This window comes from Psychrobacter sp. UBA3068 (assembly GCF_002366815.1).
GTDB lineage: Bacteria > Pseudomonadota > Gammaproteobacteria > Pseudomonadales > Moraxellaceae > Psychrobacter > Psychrobacter namhaensis.
On record NZ_DFBY01000032.1, the window covers coordinates 20,593 to 46,211 of the forward strand.

At 45.7% G+C, this 25,619-nt stretch carries 20 protein-coding genes and 1 tRNA gene; 15 read left to right on the forward strand and 6 right to left on the reverse strand.

The genetic code is table 11. The features are described 5' to 3' along the window. Positions 1-11: 11 nt before the first annotated feature. Entirely contained in the window at positions 12-1,115 is a 1,104-nt protein-coding gene (locus tag B2P60_RS08000) for a ribonuclease Z (RefSeq protein ID WP_286740480.1), read from the forward strand. A gap of 7 nt (positions 1,116-1,122) precedes the next feature. Here B2P60_RS08000 and B2P60_RS08005 read toward each other — a convergent pair whose 3' ends face one another. After that, the gene (locus B2P60_RS08005; RefSeq protein ID WP_193004623.1) at positions 1,123-2,082 is read right to left on the reverse strand and encodes an ATP-binding protein; all 960 of its coding nucleotides are present in this window, start codon (positions 2,080-2,082) and stop codon (positions 1,123-1,125) included. Between the two features lie 83 nt (positions 2,083-2,165). Here B2P60_RS08005 and B2P60_RS08010 point away from each other — a divergent pair, with 83 nt between their 5' ends. Further along, positions 2,166-3,173: a protein kinase domain-containing protein gene (locus B2P60_RS08010; protein ID WP_286740483.1), complete on the forward strand. Its 1,008-nt coding sequence runs from the start codon at positions 2,166-2,168 to the stop codon at positions 3,171-3,173. Between the two features lie 100 nt (positions 3,174-3,273). Here B2P60_RS08010 and B2P60_RS08015 read toward each other — a convergent pair. From B2P60_RS08015 to B2P60_RS08025, 3 genes are all read right to left on the reverse strand, one after another. After that, positions 3,274-3,358: transfer RNA gene (locus B2P60_RS08015), tRNA-Leu, on the reverse strand. A 242-nt stretch (positions 3,359-3,600) separates the two neighbouring features. After that, positions 3,601-5,355, reverse strand: a complete 1,755-nt coding sequence (locus B2P60_RS08020) for a sigma 54-interacting transcriptional regulator (RefSeq protein ID WP_230709629.1) — start codon at positions 5,353-5,355, stop codon at positions 3,601-3,603. 85 nt (positions 5,356-5,440) lie between these two features. Next, complete coding sequence (locus B2P60_RS08025) at positions 5,441-6,829, reverse strand: two-component system sensor histidine kinase NtrB (protein ID WP_193006203.1); 1,389 nt, start codon at positions 6,827-6,829, stop codon at positions 5,441-5,443. Positions 6,830-6,962: 133 nt separating this feature from the next. Between B2P60_RS08025 and rimO the strand changes: the two genes are divergently transcribed. The 12 genes from rimO to B2P60_RS08085 all read left to right on the forward strand — a co-directional run bounded on the left by rimO (position 6,963) and on the right by B2P60_RS08085 (position 21,966). Continuing rightward, positions 6,963-8,564, forward strand: coding sequence for a 30S ribosomal protein S12 methylthiotransferase RimO (gene rimO / locus B2P60_RS08030; protein ID WP_286740486.1), 1,602 nt, complete (start codon positions 6,963-6,965; stop codon positions 8,562-8,564). A 167-nt stretch (positions 8,565-8,731) separates the two neighbouring features. Next, positions 8,732-9,457 (forward strand): UMP kinase, encoded by a 726-nt coding sequence (pyrH, locus tag B2P60_RS08035; RefSeq protein ID WP_193005763.1) that lies wholly within the window; start codon positions 8,732-8,734, stop codon positions 9,455-9,457. Positions 9,458-9,540: 83 nt separating this feature from the next. Then, positions 9,541-10,095 carry a ribosome recycling factor gene (gene frr, locus B2P60_RS08040; protein WP_286740656.1) on the forward strand — a complete coding sequence of 185 codons (555 nt, stop codon included), beginning with the start codon at positions 9,541-9,543 and terminating at the stop codon, positions 10,093-10,095. Between the two features lie 294 nt (positions 10,096-10,389). Then, a complete protein-coding gene (gene uppS, locus B2P60_RS08045; protein ID WP_230709635.1) occupies positions 10,390-11,148 on the forward strand; it encodes a polyprenyl diphosphate synthase in 759 nt (252 codons plus the stop codon). A 191-nt stretch (positions 11,149-11,339) separates the two neighbouring features. Then, complete coding sequence (locus B2P60_RS08050) at positions 11,340-12,149, forward strand: phosphatidate cytidylyltransferase (RefSeq protein WP_286740491.1); 810 nt, start codon at positions 11,340-11,342, stop codon at positions 12,147-12,149. A gap of 167 nt (positions 12,150-12,316) precedes the next feature. Then, positions 12,317-13,531 (forward strand): 1-deoxy-D-xylulose-5-phosphate reductoisomerase, encoded by a 1,215-nt coding sequence (gene ispC / locus B2P60_RS08055; protein WP_286740494.1) that lies wholly within the window; start codon positions 12,317-12,319, stop codon positions 13,529-13,531. Between the two features lie 27 nt (positions 13,532-13,558). Continuing rightward, entirely contained in the window at positions 13,559-14,935 is a 1,377-nt protein-coding gene (gene rseP / locus B2P60_RS08060) for an RIP metalloprotease RseP (protein WP_286740497.1), read from the forward strand. Between the two features lie 263 nt (positions 14,936-15,198). Next, entirely contained in the window at positions 15,199-17,616 is a 2,418-nt protein-coding gene (gene bamA / locus B2P60_RS08065; RefSeq protein WP_286740499.1) for an outer membrane protein assembly factor BamA, read from the forward strand. Positions 17,617-17,757: 141 nt separating this feature from the next. Next, positions 17,758-18,774: a UDP-3-O-(3-hydroxymyristoyl)glucosamine N-acyltransferase gene (lpxD, locus tag B2P60_RS08070; RefSeq protein ID WP_286740502.1), complete on the forward strand. Its 1,017-nt coding sequence runs from the start codon at positions 17,758-17,760 to the stop codon at positions 18,772-18,774. Positions 18,775-18,826: 52 nt separating this feature from the next. Next, positions 18,827-19,336, forward strand: coding sequence for a 3-hydroxyacyl-ACP dehydratase FabZ (gene fabZ / locus B2P60_RS08075; RefSeq protein ID WP_193005770.1), 510 nt, complete (start codon positions 18,827-18,829; stop codon positions 19,334-19,336). 187 nt (positions 19,337-19,523) lie between these two features. Continuing rightward, on the forward strand, positions 19,524-20,303 hold the full coding sequence (lpxA, locus tag B2P60_RS08080; RefSeq protein WP_193005771.1) for an acyl-ACP--UDP-N-acetylglucosamine O-acyltransferase: 780 nt from the start codon (positions 19,524-19,526) through the stop codon (positions 20,301-20,303). 310 nt (positions 20,304-20,613) lie between these two features. Beyond that, a complete protein-coding gene (locus tag B2P60_RS08085; RefSeq protein WP_193005772.1) occupies positions 20,614-21,966 on the forward strand; it encodes a sodium-dependent transporter in 1,353 nt (450 codons plus the stop codon). A gap of 119 nt (positions 21,967-22,085) precedes the next feature. Here the strand turns inward: B2P60_RS08085 and tgt are convergent, their stop codons facing one another. Next, on the reverse strand, positions 22,086-23,237 hold the full coding sequence (gene tgt / locus B2P60_RS08090; RefSeq protein ID WP_193005773.1) for a tRNA guanosine(34) transglycosylase Tgt: 1,152 nt from the start codon (positions 23,235-23,237) through the stop codon (positions 22,086-22,088). 276 nt (positions 23,238-23,513) lie between these two features. Between tgt and B2P60_RS08095 the strand changes: the two genes are divergently transcribed. Next, positions 23,514-24,107, forward strand: coding sequence for an SOUL family heme-binding protein (locus tag B2P60_RS08095; RefSeq protein ID WP_286740507.1), 594 nt, complete (start codon positions 23,514-23,516; stop codon positions 24,105-24,107). A gap of 56 nt (positions 24,108-24,163) precedes the next feature. Here B2P60_RS08095 and asd read toward each other — a convergent pair whose 3' ends face one another. Further along, entirely contained in the window at positions 24,164-25,297 is a 1,134-nt protein-coding gene (gene asd / locus B2P60_RS08100; RefSeq protein WP_230709650.1) for an aspartate-semialdehyde dehydrogenase, read from the reverse strand. Positions 25,298-25,619: the final 322 nt, after the last annotated feature.

Genomic DNA, 25,619 nt, shown 5'->3' on the forward strand with positions numbered 1-25,619 from the left:
AGAAGCCATCTGTGCTAAAGCTAACCTTTTTAGGCACATCAGCAGGTGTGCCAACCAAACAGCGTAACGTGACGGCGTTGGCGATTGAATGCCTGAATCCTTATTTATCTAAGTCGGGTGATGCCCAGCAACATAAAAAGTCGCGTCCATGGATATTGATTGACTGCGGCGAAGGTACTCAGCATCAGCTTTTGCACACTAAGCTGTCCATGCATCAGTTGAGCGCCATTTGTATCACCCATGTGCATGGAGATCATTGCTATGGTCTGCCGGGGTTGCTGGCGAGTGCCGCTATGTTAGGGCGCCTTGAGCCGCTTACCCTCATTGCACCAAAATCGATTGCTACGTTACTTGAGGCTATCAAGCTGACCACAGAGCTGTACTTCCCATTTGCTATCGATTTCATAGCAATTGAAGAAGTTCTAGAGACAAAAGCGGGTAAGGTTGATATCGCTTTAGATTCCCAGCATCAGCTGAGTATTGATATTACGCCATTGTCGCATCGTGTGTCATCTTATGGCTTTGGCATCACTCAAAATATCCATCGGCTCTCGCTTAACACCAACAAGCTTATGGCAGCCGGTATTCCTGCCAGTAGTTTTTGGGGAAGATTGCAGCAAGGCTTTGACGTGGTGACTGATGATGGTCAGCAACTGCGTTCAGCAGATTATGTCGATAAAGAGGTGCGGCGTACACGTGTCGTGGTGGCGGGCGATAACGATAGACCAGACTGTCTTCGTTCTGCGGTGACGGATGCTGATTTATTGATACATGAAGCCACTTATACGACTGACGTCTTAACTAGGATTCAGTCCAAAAATCCAGACTTTGATCCGATGCATAGTAGCGCGCAACTGGTGGGTAAGTTTGCTCAAAATGTCGGCCTCAAGCATTTAATTCTGACGCATTTTAGCGCCCGCTACCAAAGCTTTGACAATCAGAATAGCAGCACCCCAAACATGGGCTATATCCGTGCAGACGCCGAAAGTTTTTATCAAGGCAGTTTGTGGCTGGCAGCAGACTTTGACCAGTACATGGTCAATGGCGCAAATGACTTGGTAGACAGTAAAGGGACGGACCGCGTACATTATTTAGGCTCTGCACGCAGTAACTAGACTCGATTTAGCGTTTATTGTCTGCAATGGACAGTTGGGTTTTACCGCTCCAATAACGACTAAATTGATAAGCGACTCGTCCTGAGCGGCCGCCACGTTCAGAGGCCCAACGTAGCGCATCGGCTCTGATATTATCAGGCAAACTATTACTTTCCAAATGAGTGACTGTATCAGTCTCGGCCAAGATTTTCTGTTGCTCTAAATTCAGATAGTGCTGCACAATCTGTAAATAAGTCTGCTGATCCATGGGGTGAAAAGACAGCCATAACCCAAAACGATCAGACAACGATACGGTCTCATCAACGGTCTCATAAGGGTTGACCTCATCGGTCTGACCATTATAAATGTTGACATTGTCCTTCATCAGTTGAGGGAGTAGGTGACGGCGGTTACTGGTCGCATAGACCAAGAGCTTGTCTTGCTCCGAATCAAGCGCGCCATCCAAAACGCTTTTTAACGTTCTGTAACTCTCGTCCTGACCGTTAAATGCCAAATCATCACAGTACACTATGTAACGACACTCACTGTCAGCGGGTAGTCCCTTAATCGCTGTACGGATCTTATCAAGTACCTGTAGATCGTCCCGTGCAATCTCAATGATTCTCAGACCTTCACTATGATAGGCTTGTAGTAATGCTCGAATCAGCGAGGATTTACCCGCGCCGCGTGTGCCTGTCATCAAAACGTGATTGGCGGGATAGCCTTTTAAAAATTGGCGCGTGTTCTGTATCAGCTTTGATTTTTGGGTATCAATACCCTGTAAGTCATCTAAACTTAAAAACAGATTGACTGCCAGTGGTTCTAAATGGCCGTTGTGACCACCGACCCAGCGATAGGCCAGCTGGGCAGGGTCTATCTCAACCGTTGGTGTGACCTGCTCCTGTAAGTATTGACTGAGTAAATCCAGTAAAGGGCTAGGCAGAGCATAATGAGTAGCAGGCTGAGATGCGTTGATTAGTTGGGACATAATAACTCTAACAGTTCAGGTTGGTTTTGAAGGGCGTAATCGCAGCTTTGTTAGGACTTCACCATATTACGAAAAACAGTATCGTGAAAAATCATACCATGAAAAATAATGCCAGTAATCCATCTATTATACAAGCGTTGCAAGCCCACGCTGAGCAGCTACTGCCGACAATGACGCAAGTATTGATAGCGTTGCAATATAGCGAGATAGCGCATCAACGTTTAGCTCAGCAGAATACCGAGACGCGACATCCTAACACTCATTGTTATCAGGGCTTAACGCGCGCGACGCATCCGCAGTTCGGTAATGTGATGATTAAATGGCAGCTAACTTCTCATGACAGTGATTTCTCATTTGATTTAAATCACGAAGTCGCTATCTTAAAAGCCTTAGATAGTTTATCGAAAATCCAATCTAACTCTATGGCTATCGCACCATCTCTCCTTGCTTATCACAGCGTAGAGGTTCAAGATTTGGGAGCAAGTCAGCAGTTAATGGCTTTCGTCATGCCCCACTATCCAAATGGAAATTTGGCAAAGCAGCTTACTGCTCAACAGTATGGGTCATTAACCACTAAACAAAAGCATCACTTTATTGTCCAGGCGGCTCATCTTATAGCCAATCTACATCACGCTGGCTGGCTACACAATGATATTAAACCCAGTAATCTCTTGCTCGCTGACATGCCGATAGGCAGCGCTGACAACAGCGGTAGAGTGCCTGATTTATTATTGACCGATTTTGCCTTAGCAGAGAGGTTGGATAAACCAAAAAAGGTAAGCGCTGCCGGCACACCAGCGTATCTTGCGCCTGAGCGCTGGTATGGACAAAGCGCAACCGTACAAAGCGATATTTACGCGTTTGGCATCATGATGGTTGAGATATTAATGGGTGAGCGACCGTTTAAGATACCTACTCACAGTCGTGATTCAGTGATGGATTGGGCTATCCAGCATTGTCAGCAGCCTGTGCCAAAATTGCCGTCAGAATACAGCCGTTATCAGTTTATCGTAGATGGTGCATTGGCAAAGCGGGTAGAGAAGCGGTATAAGAGGATAGAGGCGGTACTGGTAGACTTAGTAGGTTTATGATTACGTTGAAGGGTTCTGAGTGTTAGACTAAAATCCAGACACAAAAAAACCTGCTAATAAGCAGGTTTTGATATCTGGTCTAAGATGTACTATCCGAAAATGGTGGGGCTGGAGAGACTCGAACTCTCACACCTTGCGGCGCCAGAACCTAAATCTGGTGCGTCTACCAATTCCGCCACAGCCCCATTTTCGTTACTCTATCATCAAAAGCAGTCAAATTCAAATGCTATCTAGACAGTTAACTGATTCGGTAGTGCGTCTCAGTGGTTGGCTATTATATAGAGTTTGAATCTTTTGGCAACCCCTATTTGCAAATATTTTTAATTATTTAACGAATATTTTTATCATATTTTATAAGCAATTGATATTGTTTGATTTTTAATTCAATATTTTTTGTCTTTAAAGATGGTCTTACTCCTATTATTAATTAAGACATATCTAATTGCTGCAACTTTCGGGTGAGGGTATTACGTCCCCAACCAAGTAAGTTGGCCGCTACTATTTTTTTGCCGCCGCTGTGCTTGAGTGCTGCCGTGAGTAAGATACGTTCAAACTCAGGGGTTGCCACTTGCAAAATATCGGTTTCTCCTTGTTCTAGAGATTGCTCAGCCCAAGTAGCCAATGCTTGCTGCCAATTTGAGACGTCAGAACTATGATGAACTGGGCTAGGTTGGCTGTGGTTTTGAGGTATGTTTTGAGAAGAGAGTGTGTGCGCTGGCTGCGCTTCTAAATGAGAGGGGAGATTTTCGAGTAACTCTGGTGGTAGATCGTCGACCATGACGGTATCGCCCGTTGCCATCACGGTTAGCCATAGGCAAACGTTTTCAAGTTGGCGGACATTACCACGCCACTCAAAAGACTGCATAATTTGTAGCGCCGTAGGATGTAGCTGCTTTGGTGCTGTATTCATTTGCTCAGCGGCGCGCTGCATAAAGTAGGTGGCCAAAGCGGGAATGTCCTCCGGTCGCGTGCGCAGAGGCGGTAAGGGTAGACGAATGACATTCAGACGATAAAATAAATCCTCACGGAATCGACCCAGTTTTACCAACTCTTCTAAATTTTGATGGGTGGCGGCAATAATGCGCACATCTACTTTGACAGGCTGCTGACCACCCACGCGATAAAATTCACCGTTAGCCAGTACTCGTAGCAAACGGGTTTGGGTGCTAAACGGCATGTCACCGATTTCATCTAAAAACAAGGTCCCGCCATCCGCTTGCTCAAAACGACCTTGCCGCGTTGTGGTTGCGCCTGTGAACGCACCTTTCTCATGACCGAATAGCTCAGACTCAATCAAATCATGTGGAATGGCGGCCATGTTTAGGGCAATAAACGGCTGCTGGCGACGGGGTGAGTGCTGATGTAAGGCGCTTGCGACCAATTCTTTACCTGTGCCTGACTCCCCCGTAATCAAGACAGTGATCGGCGAATGAGCCAATCGGCCAATGGCACGAAACACCGTCTGCATGGCTTGCGACTGCCCAATGATTCCGCTGGGGTTGCTTTGTGCTTTGGTGTCAGTCTTAACCGCCGCTTTATCATCGTTTACTTTATTGGTTTTATTGGCTGAGCTTACTTTGCGGACAGGCTTTGTGTTGGTGCTAAACGTCGCATCATTGTCAGCTGGTTTATCGGTGGTTGGAGTAGAGTCAGGCTCAGTTGTATTGCTTTTCACTGGCATGTTGGGCTGATGATTAATGGCCTTATAAATCGTTGCGACCGCATCATCTAAATCAAACGGTTTTGGTAGATATTCAAACGCCCCTGTCTGATAGCTATTAATGGCAGAAGTGAGGTCTGAATGCGCCGTCATAATGACAATCGGCAGCTTAGGGAAGTGTTTATGCACCCAATCACTAAAGGACAAACCATCCATCATTGGCATACGAATATCGGTCAATATCACATCTGGTAAGGGTTCGGCTGACCCTTGCAAGATGTCATTTAGGCGTGTCCATGCTGCTTGGGCTTGCGTAAAGCTAATCACGTCCAGTCCTGCATCCTCAAAAGTGTCAGCCAATACCAAACGTAGGGCGGCATCATCATCGATGAGCCATAAAGTAGCAGGGTTATTATCAGCGGCGTTGTTGACCGTTACTTTTATGGTTGGGTCAGTCACTGTCTGACCGTTCGAGGTTTGATCGTCGCTGTTAGGGGTACGCTTGTCATTATATTCAGTCATATATCAGGCCTAATGAGCAATGAGTTGGTGTAGGTTATGATTTAGTCATCTGCGAGGTGATCGTTCTATCTATGTAGCACCATGTTTACGCTTCCATGAGTGGCTGGGTGAACGGTAAATATAGCGTAAAACACGTTTGGCTATTGCTATGGTTATTTTTAAAACTGTCGTTAGGACTGTGTGATTGAGTGGAGCTGACGTCAATCATACCATGATGATGGCTGATGATATCTTGCACAATAGACAATCCAAGGCCAGTCCCTGTCGCACGGCTTGTCACCATGGGGAAAAATATCTGTCCAATAAGGGCAGGGTCAATTCCTGAGCCGTTGTCAGTAATGTTAACTTGCACCACCTGCTTGTGCTGTTGACCACTGATGGTATGTTGAAATGCCACCCGTGTTTGAATGTGCAGCGTCGGCTGGTAAGCCCAGTTGCCGCCATCACCATCCCTATCTGTCTGTGAAGACAAAGAAGGGGAGTCTTTAGATTGAGGGGATTCGTTTTGCGGCAGCGTTTGTTCAAACTCCGTCATGGATTCACAAGCGTTATTAATCAGGTTTAAAAATACTTGGATTAACTGGTCTTTATCCGCACACAGTTCAGGTAACGACAAGTCATAATCGCGCTGTAGTGTCACTTGTGGATATTGATGCCGTATCAAGGTTAAAACATGCTCTAGTGGCTCATGAATGTTAAGCGTTTGCCAACTGGGCAATTGATTGGAACCCAGAAATTGCCCAATAAGATGGGTTAAGCGATCTGTCTCTGAGATGATGATATCGGTATAGTTACGTAGCTTTATGGCTGTTTTTTGCAGGTTGCTATTATGATCTAAGATAGACGTTGAAGGAGTCGCAGTATCAGAAGATTGAGGGCTAAAAGTAGTCGTGTCGCTAAATTTGATAAATTGTCGTTGGAGTAGTTGTGCAGCCCCGCGAATGCCAGCCAGCGGGTTTTTGATTTCATGAGCGACCGAGCGTAGCATGTGACGGGCAACCCCGTACTGTTGTTGCTGGCGCTGCTCTTCTGAGATACGGCTTTGGCGGTCTTTGCCCCATATCTCAATGATAAAATAAGGCTGCTGCTCGTAGGTGACGGGCGTCACGCTATAGTCAATTGACAGGGGTAGGTTACCGTTTAACGGTGTGTTGATAATATGATCATGGTCGATAAAGGGTTGTTGGTACTGCTTTGCTTGATAAAAGCGTTCGGTCAAAGAGCAAGTTTGCGCCTCTATCTGGTCATCATGAGTAGCTGTACTGTTTTTTGATTTTAACTCCTCGGGGGCCAGTAGCGTCAAGACAGACTGATTGAGTAACCTGCCACTGCTGATAGCAAGTAAGTGCTCCGCTTGGGCATTTAACCAAGTGATGGATAGCATATCATCGACCCATAAGATAGCGGTAAACAAATGCTGTGATATAAAGGCTAAGTCAGGGGTCGGTTTTGCCGTGATCAAATCGGTTGTCATAGGTAGGGCCTAAGAAAAAGGATACTCGTGATAATATTTAACCACAAATCAACACTATAGAGCGGCAAAACTGGCGATTTTTGCAAAAAAAACGTACAATGCGCACAGCCAATTATCTCTAGCAAGGTCAGCCATGCCCAAAACTTCTACCGAGTCGATGAATGTAACGACTCTCACCTCACAGCCAGCTTCTACTGCACCCAAAGACGCCCCTAAAAACACAGCCACTATTTTTAATCCTGCCAAGCCAAATCTAGCGCAAGAGCAGAGTCAGGCAGATGTCAGTCAAGCAAACTCTAACCAGCCTTACCATCATAAAGCCAATCACAATCAAAACCGGAGTATTGCGCAAAGTAGTGATGCCATGTCCGCGACTGCCAACGCGCCTGTAAGTGCGGCACCAAAGATTGGTTTTGTATCGCTGGGTTGCCCAAAAGCATTGGTGGATAGTGAGCGTATCATCACAGAGCTTAGCCGTGATGGCTATCAAGTTGCCAATGATTATAGCGGTGCAGATCTTGTCGTGGTCAATACATGCGGTTTTATTGAGTCAGCGGTACAAGAGTCGCTCGACGCAATCGGTGAAGCCATTAGCAAAAATGGCAAAGTGATTGTCACCGGCTGCTTGGGTAAAGAGGCGGACAAAATCCGTGAAATGCATCCAGCAGTACTAGCAGTGACCGGCGCTCATGCTTATGATGAGGTGATTACGGCGGTGGCGCAGCATGTCCCCAAACCAAACCGCAATTTGGATGCCAGCTATGACCCAAAAATAGATTTGATTAATGAGGCTGGCATAAAATTGACGCCCAGTCATTATGCCTACCTAAAAATCTCTGAGGGTTGTAACCATCGTTGTACCTTCTGCATTATCCCAAGCTTACGTGGTGATTTGGTCTCGCGTCCGATTGATAGCGTGATGAATGAGGCATTGGCGCTTAAAAACGCTGGCGTAAAAGAGTTGCTTATCATCTCGCAAGACACTTCTGCTTACGGGCTGGACTTGAAGTATAAGACCAGTTTTTGGAATGGTATGCCGCTTAAATCAAAATTTTATGATTTGTGCCAAGCACTGAATGATTTAGGTATTTGGGTACGCCTGCATTATGTTTACCCGTATCCACACGTGGATAAAGTCGTTGAACTGATGGGCGAAAAGAAGTTATTGCCTTATTTGGATATTCCTTTTCAACATGCCAGTCACCGTATCTTAAAAGCCATGAAACGTCCGGCGCATAGTGAAAACACGTTAGCCCGTATCAAAGCGTGGCGTGACATTTGTCCTGATATCGTCATTCGTTCGACCTTTGTGGTTGGATTCCCTGGTGAAACCGAAGAAGATTTTCAGTGCTTGCTTGACTGGTTGGTCGAAGCTCGTCTTGATCGTGTTGGCGCATTTACTTATTCAGAAGTTGAAGGCGCGGTCGCCAATGACTTGCCAGATCATGTGCCTGAAGCGGTCAAGCAATCTCGTTATGAGCGCCTGATGGCAATACAACAAGAGATATCTGCGCAAAAACTGCAAGAAAAAGTGGGCAAGACCTTAATGGTATTGGTTGACGAGATTGATCGCGAAGAAAACATTGCGATTTGTCGTAGCTACGCTGATGCGCCCGAGATTGACGGTCATGTCTATGTGGATGAGATTACCGCTCAAGTAAAAGTGGGGCAGTTCCTAACGGTCACAATCGATGATGCTAGTGAATATGACTTGTTTGCCAGTTATAGAGGGTAAATAGGGCCAATATAAAGTGAAAATTGCCCAATAGCGGGCAGTTTTTGCTACAATTAGCGCAATTTAGCCTTTTACGACGTCTCTTACTCAGTATGGCGCGATAGGCAAATGCTATTTGTGTTTTACCAATGACTTTAATGATAATTTAATGCTAACAAGGTGACCTCATGTCTGACAAAAACCCGCGTTACTCTCGTATCTTGTTGAAACTCTCAGGCGAAGCTTTGGCCGGTGGTAAAGACATGGGTATTGATACCGAAGTTCTCGATAAAATGAGCTTGTCTATCGCTCATTTGCGTGGACTTGGTGTGCAAGTAGGTATCGTTGTTGGGGGTGGTAACTTATATCGCGGCGCACAGTTGCAACAAGAAGGTTTGGTTGGCCGTGTCACCGGTGATCAAATGGGTATGCTGGCAACTGTGATGAACGGGCTTGCGATGCGTGACGCTCTTGAGCGCCGCAATATTAAAACGCGCTTGATGTCAGCCCTACCTATTGGGGAAGTGACTGAAAGCTACAGCAGCCGGAATGCGATTCGCTACCTTAAAAATGGTGAAGTTTGTATCTTTGTGGCTGGCACCGGCAATCCATTTTTTACCACAGATACCGCTGCTTGCTTGCGTGGTATTGAAATCGAAGCAGGTTTGATTTTAAAAGCAACCAAAGTAGATGGCGTTTATGACAAAGACCCAAGCCTACATTCTGATGCCAAAAAATATGACGGCTTAACGTTTGACGAAGTATTAGAGCAAAAGCTGGGTGTGATGGATTTAACCGCCATTGCTTTATGCCGCGAGCATAACGTACCGCTACAAGTTTTTGACATGACCAAGCCCAATGCTTTGTTAAACGTCATTATGGGCGAAAATGAAGGTACGCGTGTTTATCATTAATTTATGAGAGCACGATAACCCTAATAATTTTTATAACTAACAGTAATGAATGATTTGTCGATAGCGATAAATAAGGACACATGATGATTAAAGAGATTAAGCAAGACGGCGAAGCGCGTATGCAAAAAACCTTGGAAGCGCTTGAGAGTACCTTTAGTAAAGTCCGTACAGGGCGCGCGCATCCTGGCATGTTGTCAGGTGTAATGGTCAGTTACTATGGTGCGCCTACGCCATTAAACCAAGTGGCTAGTGTGAATGTTGAAGACTCGCGTACGTTACTGGTTCAGCCATTTGACCGTACCATGGTACAAGCGGTTGACAAAGCCATTCGCGAAGCTGATTTGGGTCTCAATCCAATGACGGCTGATGTGATTCGTGTACCGATGCCAGCACTGACAGAAGACACCCGCCGCGACATGCAGAAGCTGGCGCGCGGAGAAGCGGAGAGCAGTCGCGTGTCTATTCGTAATATCCGCCGTGATATGATGAATGACATCAAAGAGCTTGCGAAAGAAAAAGAAATCTCAGAAGACGATGAGCGCCGCGCTAGTGATGATATCCAAAAAATCACTGACAAATATATTGAAAGCATCGACAGCCGTCTGAGTAAAAAAGAAAGCGACTTGATGGACGTGTAAATACAGGCTTTTTATTATTTATGCCCCACGTCAGTTAAGTCAAAACTCTAACGTTAAGCAGCCAATGTGCCATTGCTCTTGGCTGCTTATTATTGTGTTGATCAGTACGATACAGTAGTACATGTGCAGCTTTTGCGTGTCTGACAAGTATTTGCAAGCCAGCTTTACAGGCTATTTTTTGCAATTCTTAGCGTACTTGATTTATGATACATTTGTGAATGGTGTTTATTGCCCTTTTTAACTGTCACAGTACGCGTTATTATTATCTCACCTTAACAATAAGCAAGTTTGCCTATGTCTACGTCAGCCGTTTTGGCCCCTGCTGTTCTTCCTCGTCACATCGCTATCATCATGGACGGCAATAATCGTTATGGTAAAGCTAATAATTTAGGTAAAGGCCAAGGCCATGTAGCAGGAAAAGATGCGCTAGACCCTATTGTCGACTATTGTGTCGATACAGGTGTTGAAGTATTAACGGTGTTTGCCTTCTCTAGTGAAAACTGGCAACGTCCTCCCAGTGAGGTGGCGCTGCTAATGCAACTATTAGCCTCGACCATTCATGAACAACTACCGCGTATGAATGAGTACCGTATTCGCTTGCGTTTTATTGGCGACCGCAGTCAGCTCAGTGATGACTTACAAACGCTGATGGCCGATGCAGAAGAAAAAACGGCCAATTTTGAAGCCATGACATTGGTGATTGCTATCAGTTATGGTGGCCAATGGGATATCGCCCATGCGGCAAAACAGCTAGCACAGCAAGTACAGGCAGGGCAATTACGGGCGGAAGACATTAATAAAGAGAGGCTTGGGAAGTATGTTCAATTAGCCGATGCGCCAGCGGTAGATATGCTGATACGGACGGGCGGCGAATATCGAATATCGAACTTTTTACTGTGGCAATCTGCCTATGCAGAGCTGTTTTTTACCCAAACGTTGTGGCCAAACTTTGGTGCAGATGAATTGTCTACGATGGTAACAGAGTTCGCCCAGCGCCAACGCCGCTTTGGCAAAACCAGCGAACAGATAGGGACAGAGCAGCCGACGCGTTAAAAGGTTTTCTACCTTAGGATGTTGGGCCCCAGCTTACAAAGTTGGTAGGCGATCAGTAGTTAATACCCCTTGTTTGTGAAATAATAAGCCGCGTTCATGAGTGTCAAGTGCTATTAGTGGGCTATTGTGGATTAACTGCTATAATGCACTTTTTGACCATGCGTTTTTCATTATTATAAGGCTCAATAAGTATGTGGCAACGAATTAAGACGGCAATTGTTCTCGTTATTATCGTTGGTATTGCAATGTTTGCGAGCCAAACTCCTATCTTATTTGCCCCGCTATTAGCGATTGGCGTTATCATTGCCGCTCATGAATGGACAAAGCTGATGCCAAAATGGCGCCAGCCTATGCTGTATGTGCTATTGGTCTTAGTCATAACATTGGTGTCGCTCATATTTAAGGTGACTTGGCTGTTTTGGTGGGTGGCATCACTGGCAATATGGTTGATGGCGCTGTCTTGGGTTAAGGTCTTTCCCACCCATACCAATTGGTATGGTAAAAAACTGGCCTTGATGGGCGCTGTGATATTAACTGCCGCCATTACTGCTATGTTTTATTTGTGGCAACTGTCAGCTTGGTGGCTTCTTTATGTATTCTTATTGGTGTGGTCTGCGGATAGTGGGGCTTATTTTGTTGGGCGCAAACTCGGTCGTCGCAAAATGGCACCGAATGTCTCACCCAATAAGAGTGTGGAAGGGCTGACGGGTGGCTTAGTCACAGGCTTGTTAGTCGTGATCGGCATTAGTGTCTTTAAGCTACAACTAACAGGCATGTCGTTAATCGCCTTTGTGGCATTATCCGCTTTAACGATTTTAGCGTCCGTACTTGGTGATTTGTTTGAGTCAATGCTCAAGCGCCGCGCTGATATAAAAGACTCAGGGAATATTTTGCCTGGGCATGGCGGCGTTCTTGATCGTATCGACTCACTGTTGGCGGCCACACCGATATTCGCGCTTGGTTTTTGGGCGATACAGCAACTGGGTTTGATAGTGGTATAAAGCGGCAAGGCTAGGGCGCATTCTTGTTTTAGCAGAGGCACTGAGCCACGGGTTTGTGTCGATTATTTGATGGCATTTTTGGCAAGATATCACGACGGGCTTTTTTGAGCTTTATGCCTTACTTCTTCTTTTGGTTCTCTTTTTTATAGTATCTTTTATAGGCATCGATGGTTATGACGCAACGCATCGCCGTACTAGGCGCGACAGGTTCAATTGGCGATAGCACGTTGGCAATATTAGCGGCGCAACCACAGGATTACGACGTTTATGCTTTGTCAGGTTTTCGCCGTTTAGACAAGCTTTTTGCTCTATGCCAGCAGTTTTTGCCAAGACGCGTCAATGTACCGACTGCAGCGGTCGATGAGTTTGCCGAGCGCCTAAGTGCAGCAGGTCTTGATATTGACGTGGTGGGCGGTGCAGAGGGGCTGGTAGATATTGCTACCGACGTACAAACTGATACGGTAGTCGCTGCTATTGTGGGAGCGGCAGGACTGCCTTCCACTCTAGCAGCAGCGCGTGCAGGCAAGCGTATCTTGCTTGCCAATAAAGAAGCACTGGTGATGGCAGGCCAAGTGATGATTAATGCGGTTAAAACGCATGGTGCTACTTTGCTACCGCTTGATTCTGAGCACAACGCTATTTTCCAGTGTCTACCCCTTGCTATTCAACAAGACCACACTCAAATTCATCAGCCAGACCACGGTGTACGCAAGCTCTGGTTGACCGCCTCTGGTGGGCCGTTTTTGCAACAGTCTTTTGAGCAGATGCGCCAAGCAAGCGTTGCTGAAGCAGTCAAACACCCAAACTGGTCAATGGGGCAAAAGATATCGGTCGACTCTGCCACGATGATGAATAAAGGCTTAGAGCTCATCGAGGCGTGCCATTTATTTGATTTGCCTGAAGATAAAATAAATGTGGTGATTCATCCACAAAGTATCATTCACTCAATGGTAGAATACAGCGATGGCAGCTTTTTAGCGCAGCTCGGCAGTCCTGATATGAAAACCCCAATCGCGCACGCCCTCAGCTACCCCAACCGCATTGATAGCGGCTCGCAACCATTAGATTTGTATGCGCTAAGTGGGCTTGAATTTATTGAGCCTGACTTACAAAAATTTGCCTGTCTGCGTCTTGCCCGACAAGCGATGCAAGCGGGCACACAAGCGACCATCGTGCTCAATGCCACCAATGAGATTGCCGTGGCTGCGTTTTTGAGTGGACAAATTCGCTTGACGGATATTGCTGATGTTAATGAGCAGGCACTCACCGAGATACAAGTGCCGTTATTAAATGAGCATGCCGACATAGATGATATATTAGCGATTGACAAAGTAGCACGCCGCCACACCGATGCGCTTATTAAAAAGCTGGCGTCATCGTAACAAAAGCAACTTAATCGAGAACAGATCATGACATTCTTATTAACGCTGCTTGCGGCAATATTTGTCTTAGGTCCACTCATTGCTTTACATGAGTGGGGTCACTACATTGTGGCGCGTCTTTGCGGCGTTAAGGTGCTGACTTACTCTATCGGTTTTGGCCCTAAGCTCTTTGGTTGGACCAGTAAAAAAAGCGGTATTGACTATCGTATCTCAGCATTACCGCTTGGTGGTTATGTCAAAATGCTGGATGAGCGTGAAGGAGAGGTTGCAAAAGGCGAGCAACATTTGGCTTTTAATCGCCAGCATCCGCTAAAAAAGATTGCCATTGTCGCAGCTGGCCCTATCATGAACTTTGTCATCGCTATTGCCCTGTTTTGGGTATTGTTTATGACGCCAACAGAGCAGCTGGCTACCAAAGTTGGGCAAGTCTTACCTGATACGCCGGCTGCCGTGGCTGGGCTGCCTGTCGGTGATAAAATTGTTGCGATTGATGGTCATGACGTACAGACGTGGGAAGGTATCAATTATCGCCTTGCTGGCCGTATGGGTGAGACAGGCGAGGTCAGTGTTACCTTGCAGTCAGATCCACAAAATAGTAGCGCGCGCCAAACGTATCAAGCGCCAGTGCAGCAGTTCATGCAAGGCGCGGCGCAAGGTAAAGATGCGTTGAGCAGCTTTGGTATGCTACCGTGGCAACCACAAATAGCGCCGATAATTGGAAATCTGGCGCCCGATGGTGCGGCCATTCGTCAAGGCCTGCAAAAAGGTGATCGCATTACGGCGATTAATGATGAGCCAATCAAAGACTGGATTAGCGCCACCCGTATCATCCGCGACAGCCCTGAAGTACTTCTTAATTTTACGGTGTTACGTGACGGTAAATCTGTCCAGCTACCAATTATGCCACAAGGTAAAAAAGACAATTTGGGTAACGACTATGGGCAAATTGGTGCTATGGTGGCACAGTCTGAGATTGTTATCCCTGATGCTTACAAAACCACAGTGGTCTATGGGCCGGGCGAATCATTGATCAAGTCATTTGAGAAGACCGAACAACTGGCAGTCATGACGGTAAGCTCAATAGGAAAAATGCTGTCAGGCATGATTGGTTTGGACAATTTGTCAGGCCCAATTACCATTGCCAAAGTCGCCAAACAAAGCTTCGATATCAGTTGGCAGATGGTGTTATCTACCGCGGCTTTGATTAGTTTGAGTCTGGCTGTGCTAAATCTTTTGCCTATTCCGGTATTAGATGGTGGTCATATTGTGTATCACCTCATTGAGCTGATTCGCGGTAAACCTCTCTCAGAAGGCGTACAAATGGTGGGGTTAAATATCGGTTTACTCTTGCTGGCAGGTTTCATGGTGTTAGCAATTGGTAATGATATCAGTCGTCTTTTTTGAGCAAGTAATCAGCCATAGAGCGGATAAGACAAGAGACACTAATGGTTTTACGCTTATTATGCGCTAATGAAGGCGATGATAGAGCGGAAGCTTTGTACCATGGCTACTGTACTAATCGTAATTTTTAGTTTATTTTGTGATGCATTTTATATAAAGTGTTCTGAGTCTCCCGCGTGTGAATATAAGATTTTATGCAAAACGGGCTAGACAATATGGGCTTTTTAACTTAACTTAAGCAAGTTTTTTATTGACGGATAGTGTTTATGCGTACGCCTTTATTTATGAGCGCGGCAGGGTTGCCGTTAGTGGTAGCGATGATGAGTATGCCTGTACAGGCTGCAGAGTTTGTAGTCACTGACATCGGTTTCAATGGTCTGCAACGCCTAACCCCCGATAGCCTCTATCCGGTGCTTCCTATTTCGGTAGGGGACACGGTGAATGACAGTAGTTTGGCGGCCAGTATTAAGGCGCTATATGCGACCGAAAACTTTGCCGATATTCAGAGCCGAGTCGAAGGGGGTCAGCTACGATTTGATGTCGTTGAGCGTCCAACGATCGCTGAGGTGAATTTTGAGGGCAATAAACTCATTCCAAAAGAAGGGCTGGAGCAAGGGCTTAGCAATGCTGGCCTGTCTGTCGGTGATGTGCTTAAGCAAGCCACGCTACAAGGCGTCGCCAATGAGCTACAGCAACAATATATCAGCCAAGGGTATTACAATAGTAATATCGAGGTTAACCAAACACTACTTGATGGCAATCGCGTCAAGCTCGATGTACGTTTTATCGAAGGCAAGCCTGCCAAAGTGGTTGATATCAACATTATTGGTAACAAACACTTTAGCGATGAAGAGATTAAAGACGTCTTTGCCGTGAAAGAATCGTCTTGGACACGTCTGCTGTCTAAGTCTGATCGCTATGCCAAAGAAAAGCTGGCTGCCAGTTTAGAAAACCTAAAAGCGCTATATCAGAACGACGGTTATGTGCGTTTTGCAGTCGACAATGCCGTGCTTAATATCAGTGAAGATAAGAGCAGTGTCTTTATCGAAGTGAGTCTTAGCGAAGGCGAACAATATCAGTTTGGCGACGTGAGCTTTTTAGGTAAACCGACTTTTGACACGAATGAGCTAAACGAGTTGGTTGCTTTTGCCCCTAACGAAAAGTACTCGCAAGCCAAGCTAGAGGCGACGACTGCAGCGCTTAAAAGTCGCTATGGTAATGAGGGCTATTACTTAGCACAGATCAGACCTGTGCCGCGTATCAACGATGATACCAAGATGGTTGATGTTGATTACTATATTGATCCTGCACGTCCAATTTATGTTCGCCGTATTAACTTTACGGGCAATCTCAAGACCCAAGATGAGGTGTTGCGCCGCGAAATGCGTCAATTAGAAGGCGCTCTGGCGTCTAGCGAAAAAATTCAATTATCACGGACACGCTTGATGCGTACCGGCTTCTTTAAAGCGGTTAATGTCGATGTGAAGCCAGTGCCTAATCAGCCCGACCAAGTGGATGTTCACTATACTGTTGAAGAGCAACCTTCTGGTAGTTCAACCATTGCAGCGGGTTACTCACAAAGTGGCGGTGTCACCTTCCAGTTAGACTTGACGCAAAATAACTTTATGGGTACGGGTAACCGTGTCAAGGCGGCGCTATCACGCTCAGAGACACGTGATTCTTATAGCTTGGGTTATACCGATCCGTACTTTACAGAAAACGGAGTGTCGCAAGGTATCAGCGCCTACTATCGCGAAACCAAGTATGATGACAGAAACGTCAGTAATTACGTCACCGATGCTTATGGTGCCACCCTGAACTACAGCTATCCTGTGGACGAGACCAAGCGCGTTAGTGCGGGTCTAAACGTGGATAACACCTCAGTACGTGGTGGTAGCCGTCTTGGCGTGTCAAACGTACAGCAGATTATCGATGATGGCGGTACGGTTGAAGACTTCACAGGAGACTTTGAAGGTCGTACAGGTTTTAAAAATGAGTACCAAACTTATAACTTATTATTTGGCTGGGATTACAGCACCTTAGATCGTCCGGTATTCCCGACCAAAGGGATGAGCCATACGGTTGATGCAACCATTGGCCTTGGTGATGCTAGCTATCAAAAACTCGTGTATCGCGGTAACGTGTACTATCCATTCTATAAAGATTGGGTGGCACGCGGTTATACCAAGCTTGGCTATGGTAATGATCTGCCATTTTATGAAAACTTTTATGCCGGTGGTTATGGGTCAGTACGTGGTTATGAAGCGTCCACGCTTGGACCTAGATCCCAAAGTTATACTGATGCCATTAATGATGATGTGCGATTTGGTCAAGATGAAGAAGTCGGCGGTAATGCGCTTGTCAGCATCGGTAGTGAGCTGATTTTGCCGATGCCGTTTAAAGGTGATTGGGCGGACCAAGTACGGCCGGTACTATTCGCCGAAGGTGGTCAAGTGTTTGATACCACTGATAAGGAAGACCGTACCTTTGTTGATCCTCAAACAGGGGATGATACAGGTGTGCCACTATTAACCCAAGACAATAGTATGCGTTTTAGTGCAGGGGCAGGCGTGACCTGGTATACGCCAATTGGCCCGATCTCTCTGAGTTACGCAGTGCCTATCGGTGATAAAGAAGGCGATGAGACCGAAAAAGTACAGTTCCAGATTGGTAATACTTTCTAACTTAGGGTAATTGTCCCAATTTATCTCGTTAATGATATAAAACGATGTAGATATATAAAGTGTCAGTTAGACATTAGTAGGTCGCCAAGATGATTTCTCAGCTTGGCGATTGCCTTATTCATAATAATGTTAATAGTAACTATGATAACGATTGAGCAACTTATCACTCAAATTGAACAGCGCCAGCCTATTGTGAACAAGGCAGAGATTGGCGCTGAACAGTTACGTCAAGAGTTCAGTAGTGTTGGTAGTTTAACCACTGCTGATCATGAGCAATTAAGCTTTTTAGCGGATCCCCATTACATTGCTAGTCTGGCGGACACGCAAGCAGGGGCGGTATTGGTCACGGCAGAGTATCGTGATCAAGTGCCAGCGAGCGCTGTCGCGTTGGTAGTCACCAGTCCTTATTTGGCTTATGCGGGCGCCAGTCAGTTGTTTGCTCGTGATTCATTGTCTAACGGTATTCACCCTAGTGCGGTGATTGCCGATAGCGCCGTCATCGGCGATCACGTCAATATTGGCCCTTTTTGTGTGATCGGTGATAATGTACAAATTGGTGCGCGCAGCTCACTTGATGCGCATGTGGTGGTTGAGGCAAATACTAAGATTGGGCCTGATTGTGTGATCAAATCGCAAGTGGTTATCGGGCACGATAGCGTTATCGGTAGCCATGTTCGATTACACGCTGGCGTGAGTGTTGGCTCAGAGGGCTTTGGCTTTGCCCCGACCAGAGACCCTAGTGTTACTGGCTGGGAGCGCATTGCGCAACTAGGTCGTGTCGTGATTGGCGATCATGTGCGAATCGGTAGCCAAACCTGTATTGACCGCGGCGCCATTGATGATACGGTGATTGGTAATCATGTTATTATCGATAACTTGGTACAAGTGGCCCATAACGTGCGTATTGGTGATGGTACGGCCATCGCGGCTCAAACGGGTATCGCTGGTAGTACCAGTATCGGTAAGCGCTGCATCATTGGCGGCGCTGTCGGTATTACAGGTCATATCGAGATCACCGATGATGTGATCTTATCTGGAATGACCATGGTCACCAAATCCATCAAAAAGTCTGGTTCATATTCCTCTGGAACGGCTGCGATGCCGACGGCTAATTGGCGACGGGCAGCGGTACGTTTCCGTCAGCTTGGTCGTGAATAGCATAAATACAAACAAGTTATCAAAATTACAAACACAGCAAGGAAGTGCCGCTATGAGCAGCAACGATATAGATAGTTCAACTGATAATGAAATTAAAAGCTTGGCTGAGCAAGGTCTTACCCTGCCGTTAACTTATCATACTCTTAAGCATTACCTGCCACACCGCTATCCTTTTCTGTTGGTCGATAAGATCATCGCTTGCACACCAGGAGAGTGTATTACCGGTGTTAAGAACGTGACTATTAATGAAGAGTTTTTTAATGGTCACTTTCCTGATGAACCGATCATGCCAGGGGTGTTAATGGTAGAGTCGATGGCACAAGTCTCAGGCGTGTTGGGATTTATTAGTGCTGGCCTGACCGCAGAAGATGGCTATCTATATCTGTTCGCAGGCGTTGATAAGGTGCGCTTTAAGCGCCGAGTCATTCCTGGGGATCAGTTGATTATTCGTGCCAAAACAGTGATGCAAAAGCATGGTATTTACAAGTTTGATTGTACGGTACATGTCGAAGACGAGCTTGCTGCTAGTGCCCAAATAATGATTGCTCGGCAAGCACAGTAAAGCTTAATGACTGCTATTATGCTCATGCTAATCAAAATCTTTAGCGACTCCTATTAACATGAGCAGTAAAAATGATAGTTAGCAACCATGGTTAACAGCAGCGTCATGCTTATTTTATTTAATAAAGTTAAATTGGCTGTATTTGTTTTACCATTTACTCGCATCAGATGATACAAAGGCCCAAATTATGAGTCAGATCCACCCAACAGCACTCATCTCACCATCCGCTCAAATTGATGAGACGGCCGTCATCGGCCCGTATTGTATTGTCGGTGATGAGGTGACTATTGGCGCACACACGGTTTTGCACCGACATGTGGTTGTGACCAAGTTGACTCGTATTGGTCAACACAATCAGTTTTATCAGTTTGCAAGCGTTGGTGAAGACCCACAGGATTTGAAGTATGCTGGTGAGCGTACGTGGCTTGAGATTGGTGATCATAATACCATTCGTGAGGCCTGTAGCCTACACCGTGGTACAGCCCAAGATAGTGAACTTACCAAAATTGGTAGCCATAACTTGCTGATGGTTAATACGCATGTGGCTCATGACTGTGTGATTGGCGACCATAACGTACTGGCCAATAATGTCGGGGTCGCAGGACATGTGACTATTGGGGATCACACGATTATTGGAGGTAACTCCGGTATTCATCAGTTCTGTACGGTTGATGATTATAGCTTGATCGGGGGCGCGAGTCTGATTTTAAAAGACGTGGCTGCTTTTACGATGGTCTCTGGCAATCCAGCAAAAACGCATGGTCTCAATGTAGAAGGGATGCGCCGTAAAGATTGGTCAAAAGAAACCATCGATGTGTTACGCCAAGCTTATCGTATGATTTTTAGATCAGGTTTGACGACAGTACAAGCGCTAGAAGTTTTAAACAACGAGCTGCTCCCAAAAGAGCCGAAAATTCAACTGCTCATCGACTCATTACAGAAAAGTCGTCGTGGTGTGGTGCGTTAAAAATGTAGAGAAGTTTTGTTTAAGACTGAATGTAGCGTTGGTATTTCAATTAGGCAAACTCTTGTCAACGATAGAAAAAACCACCGTAAGCCATAACCAATTGTTATGGCTTTTTATGTTTATGAGTACTTGACTTTTTTGGTCGCTTAGCAGAAACTGAGCGTTTACGATATTGTAAACAATTCTTTCTTAATGTTGCTGGACGCCTCACATTGATGCGTTTATTAAAGTGCCTGAGATTATGAGTGGCGCTTTATGATAATCAAGGAAGATTATCAGCGACGTTAATTGAAGCACGAGGACGGAAAAAATGGCTATCAATAAACAAGAACATGCACAGTGGAGCTCAAGTTTTGGCTTCGTATTAGCAGCGGTCGGGTCGGCAGTTGGTTTAGGAAATATATGGAAGTTTCCATACATGGTTGGTGAAAGCGGTGGTTCTGCTTTCGTTATCGCTTATTTATTCTGTATCGCGCTGGTAGGTTTTCCGATTCTGGTTGCCGAATGGCTAATTGGTCGTCGTGGTCAAAAAAACCCCATCAATACTTTGGCTGATGTTGCGGCAAGTGAAGGCAAGTCACGCAATTGGGGTATTATAGGCGCTTCCGGTATTTTAGGTGGTTTCTTAATTCTGTCTTTTTATAGTGTTATTGGTGGTTGGGCGCTCAACTATATTACTAAAGTGGGTACAGGAAGTTTTGCAGGCCAAGACAGTGATTCTGTCGCTGCGACCTTTGATGCCATGTTAGCTTCAGCCGGTACGTTGACGATTTGGCACACGGTCTTTATGATTTTGACGGCCATTATCGTTGGTATCGGCGTGACGGGCGGTATTGAGAAGACCGCGAAGGTTTTGATGCCATTATTAGGGCTTATCCTGTTCGTTATCGTTGGTTATAACGTGGTGAATGGAGGCTTTGGTGAGGCAGTGGCTTACTTGTTTACGCCAGATCTTAGTAAGCTGACGGCGGATGTCATGCTCGCAGCTCTGGGTCATGCCTTCTTCACCCTGTCTATTGGTATGGGTATTATGATTGCTTATGGCTCGTATCTGGGCCGTGAAGTGAACCTGCTTAAAACCGCACGAACGGTTGTGATTTTGGACACGGTTATTGCGTTGGCTGCGGGTCTAGCCATTTTCCCAATTATCTTTAGCAATGGTCTAGATCCTGCTTCAGGCCCTGGTCTTATCTTTGTTAGCTTACCGATAGCTTTTGGTAGCATGGGCGCAGGTACTATCATTGGTACCCTGTTCTTCTTACTTATTACTTTTGCTGCTCTTACCTCGTCAATTTCACTGCTTGAACCAACGGTTGAGTTTTTAGAAGAGCGTACGCCAATGAGCCGTACGGTATCAACCATCGTTGCAAGTACGGTGATTTGGCTATTGGGCGTTGCGGCATTGTTATCGTTTAATCTATGGTCTGAGTTCACCATTATGGGCAACGGGATCTTTGATGCTTTGGATAAAATTACCAGTAAGTTTATCCTCCCTTTAACGGGTCTTGCAGCGATTATCTTCCTTGCTTGGCAAATGGATCAACGCAGTATTCAGCAAGAGCTTGGCTTGTCTAATGGTGCATGGAAAGTTTGGCAAATCGTTGCTAAGTTTATTGCCCCTATCGCGGTTATCGTTGTATTTGTTACCTCACTGATGGGATAGCATAGCGACTGATTAAACGTATTTGCTTGTTTGGTTTGAAAAACACTCAATAATAAAAAGGGCTTAAGATGATTCTTAAGCCCTTTTTGTTACTTGTATGCGTCTAAAAAATATTATACTTAGCGCAAATTTAGTTCAGGAACGGTTTGTCCACGCTTGCTATAAAACTCATTTACGAACTCATCAAAGCGGTCTTGCTCAATAGCGTCTCTGATCCCTTGCATCAAGCGCTGATAGTAGCGCAAGTTATGAATAGTCGCCAGCTGGGCACCTAGCATCTCTTTGCATTTATTTAGATGGTAGAGATAAGCACGACTAAAGTTTTGGCAAGTATAGCAGTCGCACTCTGGATCTAGAGGGCCTTCATCATTACGGTATTGGCTATTACGGATACGTACTATGCCAGCATTGTCAGTGTCGCCCGTGACAAAATAGTGACCATTACGTGCGTTACGCGTTGGCATCACGCAGTCAAACATATCGACACCGCGGCGCACGGCCTCCACGATGTCTTCTGGCTTACCAACACCCATCAGATAACGCGGCTTGTCTGCTGGCATATCATCTGGGATATAGTCCAAGACATCCATCATCTCATCCTTTGGCTCACCCACGGATAAGCCACCGATGGCATAACCATCAAAGCCGATATCGAGTAGACCATCGAGTGACTGCTGGCGCAAATCGGCATACATACTGCCTTGGATAATGCCAAATAGGGCATTGGTGCTACCCAGTCTTTTGTGCTCATCAACGCAGCGCTGTCCCCAACGTAGTGAAAGCTCTAAAGACTTTTTCGCTTCGTCGTGAGTGGCGGGATAAGGGGTACATTCATCGAATTGCATGACGATGTCTGAATTCAAGCTGTACTGAATTTGCATGGATTTTTCTGGTGAGAGAAATACCTTGGCGCCGTCGATAGGAGATTTAAAATTAACCCCTTCTTCGGTGATTTTACGCATGGCACCCAGACTGAACACTTGGAAGCCACCGGAGTCGGTCAGAATGGGTTTATCCCAATGCATAAATTTATGCAGACCACCGAACTTATCAATCACTTCAGTACCTGGACGTAACCACAGATGAAAGGTATTGCCTAAAACGATATCAGCACCGATGGCTTCGATATCACGTGGCAGCATGCCTTTGACCGTACCATAAGTGCCAACAGGCATAAAAGCTGGCGTTTGCACATCGCCATGATTGAGATGAACCGTACCACGGCGTGCACGCGTTTCACCGCTGGCCGTTTTATGTAAGACAAATTGCATATGATAACCGCTATTTAAGCTATGAAAATAGCGCCAATTATAGCATTGTTAAGGTTTTTTTTGGATATGGATATTTAATCTCATTGACGACCCTTATCCATATCACTCTGCTACAACCAAAAGATACAGACATGACGACAGGATAGTTGGTAAAGTATAAAACAGTTGGTGAACGATGACGAATCACCAGACTGTGATTTGAGACTCTGGAGACACACTATGAAAAAGGCATCCTACTTATTACTAAGTGGTTTATTATTGACATCAGGAGGCGCTATGGCTACCGAAGAGCCAGACTATACGGTTTTGTCGCAAGAAGATGACTTTGAATTGCGGCGTTATGATGAGCAGCTGGTGGCGCAAACTTGGGTGACAGGGGATCAAAAAAGCGCTAGTCGTGAAGGGTTTAAAGTATTAGCGGACTATATTTTTGGTAACAATACAGCGCCTAGCGGGGAGAGTGGCAAGATTGCGATGACGGCGCCCGTTACGATGCAGCCTGACACCAAAACAGACAGTAATGACTCTCAAAAAATTGCGATGACGGCACCAGTCAGTATGCAAAAAGCGGATGGTCAATGGCGCGTACAGTTTACGATGCCCAGTCACTACACAATGCAAACGCTGCCTAAGCCAAACAATCCAAATGTTGAGATCGTGGAAGTGCCCGCGCAAAATTACGGGGTCATCAAATTTTCAGGATTGGCAGGCAGTCAAAAAGTAGCGAATAAAACGGAGGCATTGCAGTCTTGGATGCAAGAGCGCAACTTAACCATAACGGGCGTACCTGAGTTGGCACGCTATAATCCGCCATGGACGCTACCCTTTATGCGTCGCAATGAAGTGATGATTGCGTATCAGCCAAAATAAAGCAAAAAAAAGACAGCATGGGCTGTCTTTTTTTTGAGCGTTTAATATAAGGGGGACTAGTTTTTTTGCTCACGGATGATGTTAAGCATACGGCGCAATGGTTCTGCCGCGCCCCATAACAGCTGATCACCCACCGTAAACGCGCCTAGATATTCAGGTCCCATATTAAGCTTACGCAAGCGACCTAACGCAACCGTTAGCGTCCCTGTCACTGCTACTGGGGTTAAACGATTCATAGTCGCTTCTTTGTCATCTTCGACCAAATCTAACCACTCGTTGCCGCTATTTTTAAGAGCTGCTTCGATCTCGTCTAATGGAATGTCTTTTTTTAGCTTGATGGTCAGACCTTGAGCGTGACAGCGCATCGCGCCAATGCGTACACACATGCCATCGATAGGAACCGTATTGGTTTGGTCATTGCCAAGAATTTTGTTGGTTTCAACGCCCCCTTTCCACTCCTCTTTTGATTGCTTGTTTTCTAGCTGTGCGTCGATATAAGGAATCAAGCTACCAGCCAATGGCACACCAAAGTACTGTCTAGGAAAATCATTTGAGCGTTGAGCTTGGGCGATTTTTTTATCGATATCTAAGATAGCGCTCGCAGGATCAGCCAGCTCGTCTCGGACGGTGTCATGCAGCAGACCCATACCACTGATTAGCTCACGCATGTTGTTGGCACCAGAGCCACTTGCTGCTTGATACGTCATCGCGCTGACCCATTCTACCCAGCCTTTATTAAACAGCTCACCGATGGCCATTAGCATCAGAGATACCGTACAGTTACCACCGATGAAGTCTTTTTTACCGTTGGCGAGTGCGCTGTCAATGACGGTGCGATTGACTGGATCAAGGATGATGATGCTATCATCTTCCATGCGCAATGTGCTCGCCGCATCAATCCAGTAGCCATTCCAGCCACTATCACGCAATGGCTGATGAACTTTTGAGGTGTAATCGCCGCCTTGGCAAGTAATAATCACATCACAAGCTGCTAGTGCATCAATATCATGAGCGTCTTTTAACTGGCTGGTTTGAATACCATCAAAGCTTGGCGCATCCCCGCCTGCATTACTGGTCGAAAAAAATACAGGTGTAATACCGTCAAAGTCTTTTTCTTCAAGCATACGTTGTATCAATACTGACCCGACCATGCCGCGCCAGCCTACCAAGCCTACTGTTAAATTACTCATGAAATCTAATCCTATTTACAATTATTTATTGCATTGCCAGCCGATAACAATGCCGTGATTGGCCCTAAAAAGCAAGGCGTTTTGGCGATTTTTAGGCGTTTTTCATACACTATTAACTATGTTCATTATAACTTTTAGTTATTAACATAATGCTGATACTTCTATTGCTTGGGGACACACATGGTGTCTAAAAGCAAGAAGGCTAGTGTGCAATACTTACTATCGTAGATGCGATAAATTGTAACGTTTTATGGCACTTACCCCTTAATTGACACTCATTAGTAGGTGATCATCTCATGAAATGCTAAAGTAAGTACCTAAC

Excerpts from the sequence above, each read along its gene's own strand:
- tgt (WP_193005773.1), bottom strand. The coding sequence starts at position 23,237 with ATGCAATTTGTCTTACATAAAACGGCCAGCGGTGAAACGCGTGCACGC.
- B2P60_RS08050 (WP_286740491.1), top strand. The coding sequence starts at position 11,340 with ATGTGGCAACGAATTAAGACGGCAATTGTTCTCGTTATTATCGTTGGT.
- lpxA (WP_193005771.1), top strand. The coding sequence starts at position 19,524 with ATGAGTCAGATCCACCCAACAGCACTCATCTCACCATCCGCTCAAATT.
- frr (WP_286740656.1), top strand. The coding sequence starts at position 9,541 with ATGATTAAAGAGATTAAGCAAGACGGCGAAGCGCGTATGCAAAAAACC.
- lpxD (WP_286740502.1), top strand. The coding sequence starts at position 17,758 with ATGATAACGATTGAGCAACTTATCACTCAAATTGAACAGCGCCAGCCT.
- B2P60_RS08085 (WP_193005772.1), top strand. The coding sequence starts at position 20,614 with ATGGCTATCAATAAACAAGAACATGCACAGTGGAGCTCAAGTTTTGGC.
- asd (WP_230709650.1), bottom strand. The coding sequence starts at position 25,297 with ATGAGTAATTTAACAGTAGGCTTGGTAGGCTGGCGCGGCATGGTCGGG.
- ispC (WP_286740494.1), top strand. The coding sequence starts at position 12,317 with ATGGTTATGACGCAACGCATCGCCGTACTAGGCGCGACAGGTTCAATT.
- B2P60_RS08020 (WP_230709629.1), bottom strand. The coding sequence starts at position 5,355 with ATGACTGAATATAATGACAAGCGTACCCCTAACAGCGACGATCAAACC.
- B2P60_RS08095 (WP_286740507.1), top strand. The coding sequence starts at position 23,514 with ATGGCTACCGAAGAGCCAGACTATACGGTTTTGTCGCAAGAAGATGAC.
- bamA (WP_286740499.1), top strand. The coding sequence starts at position 15,199 with ATGCGTACGCCTTTATTTATGAGCGCGGCAGGGTTGCCGTTAGTGGTA.
- uppS (WP_230709635.1), top strand. The coding sequence starts at position 10,390 with ATGTCTACGTCAGCCGTTTTGGCCCCTGCTGTTCTTCCTCGTCACATC.
- rimO (WP_286740486.1), top strand. The coding sequence starts at position 6,963 with ATGCCCAAAACTTCTACCGAGTCGATGAATGTAACGACTCTCACCTCA.
- pyrH (WP_193005763.1), top strand. The coding sequence starts at position 8,732 with ATGTCTGACAAAAACCCGCGTTACTCTCGTATCTTGTTGAAACTCTCA.
- rseP (WP_286740497.1), top strand. The coding sequence starts at position 13,559 with ATGACATTCTTATTAACGCTGCTTGCGGCAATATTTGTCTTAGGTCCA.
- B2P60_RS08025 (WP_193006203.1), bottom strand. The coding sequence starts at position 6,829 with ATGACAACCGATTTGATCACGGCAAAACCGACCCCTGACTTAGCCTTT.
- B2P60_RS08005 (WP_193004623.1), bottom strand. The coding sequence starts at position 2,082 with ATGTCCCAACTAATCAACGCATCTCAGCCTGCTACTCATTATGCTCTG.
- fabZ (WP_193005770.1), top strand. The coding sequence starts at position 18,827 with ATGAGCAGCAACGATATAGATAGTTCAACTGATAATGAAATTAAAAGC.